This window comes from Psychrilyobacter sp. (assembly GCF_049671765.1).
In the GTDB taxonomy this organism is placed as follows: domain Bacteria; phylum Fusobacteriota; class Fusobacteriia; order Fusobacteriales; family Fusobacteriaceae; genus Psychrilyobacter.
In genome coordinates this window covers 1-4411 of record NZ_JBATVM010000259.1, presented here as the reverse complement: position 1 = coordinate 4411, position 4411 = coordinate 1, and the positions used below count along the sequence as shown (strand labels likewise).

The window sequence follows — 4411 nt, the reverse complement described above, 5'->3', positions numbered from 1 at the left end:
TAAAAATACCGTTGAAGATCTAGCTAACCTTGTTTCATCAGAACTAACAAAAGATGCTATTATTACAAACTCATGGAATGACCAAGATAAAGAATTTATTGTTTTAGCTGTAGATAAAACTAAAATTTCTAAAAAAGCAAAGGAGATCTTTGTAATCCATGTTCAAGCTATTATCGATGATCTAGATGAAACTATCACTGAAGTTTCTAATGAATACTTAGAAATCTCCAAACTTCCTCTAACTCTCGTTAAGGAGACACCTACATTAAAAAAAACACAAGTTAAAGCGAAAGTGGGAAATAAAAAATCATCAAAAAAAAACTTTGAGCCAGAAGTGTTTTTAGATGATTTTTAAATAACATTATACCTAGACAAGCTCAATTTAGAATTTTATAATCTTTTATTTATTCTGTAAATTTTATAATTTCCTATATAATAATAAAAATGGAAGTTTAAACTTCCATTTTTTTATTACACCATTCTATCCTATTTATTCTAATCTCTTATTCATTTTACAATCGGTTTTAGATCCCAATAAAATATAGATTGTCTCTTATGGTTTAATCTTTGTGATACGTTCATATATTAACCACTTTTATTTTTTTAGAGACTTGATATTTTGTCTAATTTTTTCCTAAATAAGTCATTTGAGGTAAATAGAAAAAATTTGTTTTAACCTCTAACATCTCTTCTACTATAATTTCTTTAAATATTTCTAAGTTAGTATTTATCACTATGGACTTTTACACTCTGAACTATCCCTAGCATCATAAAGGTAAAAATATATGAACTTCCTCCATAACTCATTAGAAGCAGTGGCAATCCTGTTACTGGCATAAGACCTATTATCATTCCTAAATTTACTGTAGTATGAAAGAACACTATGGCTGCAACTCCGTAACAGATAAGTCTACCATATTCATCATTAGAATTATTTCCTATCCGAACTATGTTATAAATAAGGGAATAATATAATACTAATAATAACAACCCTCCTACAAACCCTGTTTCTTCTAAAAAAACTGCACCTATAAAGTCTGTATGAGATTCTGGTAAAAACTTGAGTTTGCTCTGAGTCCCTTGAAATATACCTTTCCCAAACAATCCACCCGAACCCACTGCTATCATGGACTGAGTCACATTCCATCCACTTCCCAAGAGATCTTGTTCAGGATTTAAAAATGTTAAAATTCTTGTCTGTTGATATTCTTTTAAAAGAAAGAAATATGCAAATGGAACAAAAGCTACCAAACTTCCTAACATCACTATTATTGTTCTAGTATCTATTCCATGGACAAATATTAATACTCCAAATATTGCAATCAATGTAAGAGATGTCCCAAGATCTGGTTGTTTTAATATAAGTATAAATACAGGCAAAATATGAACTCCAGATTTAGCCACATCTTTTAGGCCTGAAAAACTAGTTTTGTATCTATTCACCAAAAGAGCTGAAAAAGTTAATACCATAAAAATCTTTGCAAACTCTGAAGGTTGTAAATTCATAAATCCTAAGTCAATCCATCTTTTAGCTCCTAATTTAGTTACTCCAAAGGCAAAAACAGCTACCAGTGATGTCAAGCTTACCCCATATATTAGCCGTGAATATCGCCTATATAACTTAAAGTCTATCATAGCAAATAAAAAGTATACCAATATTCCCAAAAAGAGCCAAATCAAATCTTTCTTTAAAAAAGAAGTAGTTCTAGTATAAGTTGCACTATATATTGTAAATGCACTAATTATAGCTATCAATATTGCATTTAATAAAATTCTATGACTTAATTTTTTAACTTTTTTAATCAAAATTCTTATATCTCTATTATTTTTCATTTTTTCCACCTATCTTTCATCATTACTATTTCCCCGTATGACCAAAACCCCCTGTAGATCTTTCACTTTCTTCTACTCTATCTGTTTCAACAAATTCCATCTTATAAACTTTTTGAAGGACAAGTTGTCCAATTCTTTCTATTGGATTTATAGTGTATTCCTCTGAACTCAAATTAATCAAAATTATTCCTACTTCTCCCCTATAATCAGAATCGATAGTTCCTGGAGAGTTAACCAAAGTAATCCCATGTTTTATTGCCAGTCCACTTCTAGGTCTTACTTGAACCTCATAACCAAACGGTATTTCCAAAATTATTCCTGTAGGAATCAGTCGTCTCTCTAAACTTTTTAAAGTTATAGGTTTTTCAATATTAGCACATACATCCATTCCGGCTGCACCATCTGTCATATATTTTGGAAGTGTTACTCCATCTGCTTTTATTATCTTGACTTCTATTTTTTTCATATTAAAATTCTCCTTTTTTTTATTCTACATTTCCTAAGATCGTATACGAATAATATTTTTCTAAAAAAACTTTATTTGCCACTTCTTTTATATCTTCACAACTTATTTTTTCAATTTCTATCATAGTTTCTTCGATGGTTTTTATACGTCCATAAGTTAGATATGAACTAGCTAGTCTACTCATTCTCGATCTACTATTTTCCAAACCAAAAGTTAATGAACTTAGAAATTGATTTTTAGATCTTTCCAATTCTTTTTCAGTTACACTGTTTTTCTTTATTTCTTCAAATTCTTCTAAAACTATCTGAATTACTTCTTTGTAATCTTTAGGTGTTGTCCCAGCATATATTGTAAATAACCCACCTTCTTTAAAGTTTGACATATAACTATATATGGAATAAGCCAGTCCACGGTCTTCCCTGATCTTTTGAAACAATCTAGAACTCATGTTCCCTGCTAATATATTAGAAATTATAGAATATTTATATCTATCTTCATCTAAGTAAGAAATCCCTTTTGTATTTATACATAAATGAACTTGGCTCATCTCTTTTTTAGAAATTTGTTTTCCAGAATTTATTTTCATAGGAAATTTTTCAGAAATTTCGATTTCTTGTCTCTCTATAGTCCCCATGGTATCTTCTAACATTTCCATAACTTTATCTATGTCCATATTTCCAGCTAAAGATATTACCATGTTTTCTGGTGTATATTTTCTATTAAAATAATCTATTAAGATATCTCTACTGATTCCGTTTACACTCTCAATACTTCCTAAAACTATATTAGATTGATTTCCAGAAACGGCAAATGTAGAATTTATGTCATGTACTTTTTCCTCTGGTATATCTTCGTACATATTTATCTCTTCAATTACAACTTTTTTTTCTTTCTCTAAATTTTCATCTGAAAAAGTAGAGTTTAAAAACATATCTGATAGGATATCCACTCCTACTTCTAGCCTAGAAGATAAAAGTTGTATATAATAAGCTGTAGTTTCCTTTCCAGTATAGGCATTTATATTTCCACCTATATCGTCTATTTGTTCAGAAAGTTCCTTAGCGGTTCTTTTTTCAGTTCCCTTAAACATCATATGTTCTAAAAGGTGAGATACCCCATACTCATTGGCCTTTTCATGTTTTGATCCAGTCCCTACAAAGATCCCTACAGTTACCGATTGTATCCCATCTATCTTATCAAAAAAAACAGGAATTCCGTTCTTTAATTTTTTTTCTAATATCATACTCTCTCCTTTTTTTACTCTTTGCTTTCTTTTTTTATGTTTTTTCTCTCTAAAAGTAAGGGTAATTCATGAATTTCCCCTCCCCTATCAATACTCTGCTTTATTCATTGCTATCAGTCCAATTCCTACAAAGATAAGATTAGGCATCCATGCTCCTATAAGGGGAGATAAAATCCCTCCCATGGCTATAGCTTCAAAACTAGCCTGAACAATATAATAACCGTAACCAAAAGCAATGCTTAAAGCTATATTTATAGCTGATGAACCTCTTACATATCTACTTCCAAGGGCTAGCCCTAATATGCCTATAATAACACAAGCAAATGGATAGGCTATTCTCTTATGAAATTCTACATCAAATTCTCTAGCTTCTCCTCCAGTTTTACGAAGAATTACAGCTAATTTTTTTAATTCTATTAAATTTAATTCCTCTTTTCGATATTTAGGAGTTAGGAATAATTTAGGCTCCTCTTTTAATTCTAATTTTTTATAGATTTTATGATAGACTATTTTTCTTTCATTTATCCTATTTTCATTGGCTTCATCTAGTTCCCATCTTCCATCAGTAGTATATCTTGCTGATTTAGCTGTGATTATAGATTTTATAGCATCAAAATTTTTATTCAAAATTATAATTTCTATCCCTCTAGCCGTATTCGTCTCTCTATTTACATAGTCAAAATGATAGATATAATCTCCATTTCCTCTAAGATAAACATTATTTTTTTCCACAGGAATTTTATCTTCATCTATTTGATTTTTTCTCTTTAACTCCCTAGCTACTTTTATTCCTTTTGGTTGCAGAGAATTACTGATATAAAAAACTCCTCCTGCCATGATAAATGTGGCAATTACAGGAAGTAAAACTA

Annotated in this window: 5 protein-coding genes; 1 reads left to right on the top strand and 4 read right to left on the bottom strand. The window is 29.9% G+C overall.

Features of this window, described 5'->3' with window-relative positions:
- Window positions 1-355, top strand: a 355-nt coding sequence (locus tag WBG30_RS12250; RefSeq protein ID WP_424504947.1) for a hypothetical protein, incomplete at its 5' end; no start/stop codon positions are given.
- A gap of 365 nt (window positions 356-720) precedes the next feature.
- Here WBG30_RS12250 and rodA read toward each other — a convergent pair.
- The 4 genes from rodA to WBG30_RS12230 form a co-directional block, all read right to left on the bottom strand.
- The gene (gene rodA, locus WBG30_RS12245; RefSeq protein WP_424504946.1) at window positions 721-1833 is read right to left on the bottom strand and encodes a rod shape-determining protein RodA; all 1113 of its coding nucleotides are present in this window, start codon (window positions 1831-1833) and stop codon (window positions 721-723) included.
- 25 nt (window positions 1834-1858) lie between these two features.
- The gene (dut, locus tag WBG30_RS12240) at window positions 1859-2299 is read right to left on the bottom strand and encodes a dUTP diphosphatase (protein WP_424504945.1); all 441 of its coding nucleotides are present in this window, start codon (window positions 2297-2299) and stop codon (window positions 1859-1861) included.
- A 19-nt stretch (window positions 2300-2318) separates the two neighbouring features.
- Window positions 2319-3542 (bottom strand): M16 family metallopeptidase, encoded by a 1224-nt coding sequence (locus tag WBG30_RS12235; RefSeq protein WP_424504944.1) that lies wholly within the window; start codon window positions 3540-3542, stop codon window positions 2319-2321.
- A gap of 87 nt (window positions 3543-3629) precedes the next feature.
- On the bottom strand, window positions 3630-4411 hold a 782-nt coding region (locus tag WBG30_RS12230; RefSeq protein ID WP_424504943.1), incomplete at its 5' end, for an LptF/LptG family permease.

Coding starts and splice junctions, on each gene's coding strand:
- dut (WP_424504945.1), bottom strand. CDS start 2,299: ATGAAAAAAATAGAAGTCAAGATAATAAAAGCAGATGGAGTAACACTT.
- WBG30_RS12235 (WP_424504944.1), bottom strand. CDS start 3,542: ATGATATTAGAAAAAAAATTAAAGAACGGAATTCCTGTTTTTTTTGAT.
- rodA (WP_424504946.1), bottom strand. CDS start 1,833: ATGAAAAATAATAGAGATATAAGAATTTTGATTAAAAAAGTTAAAAAA.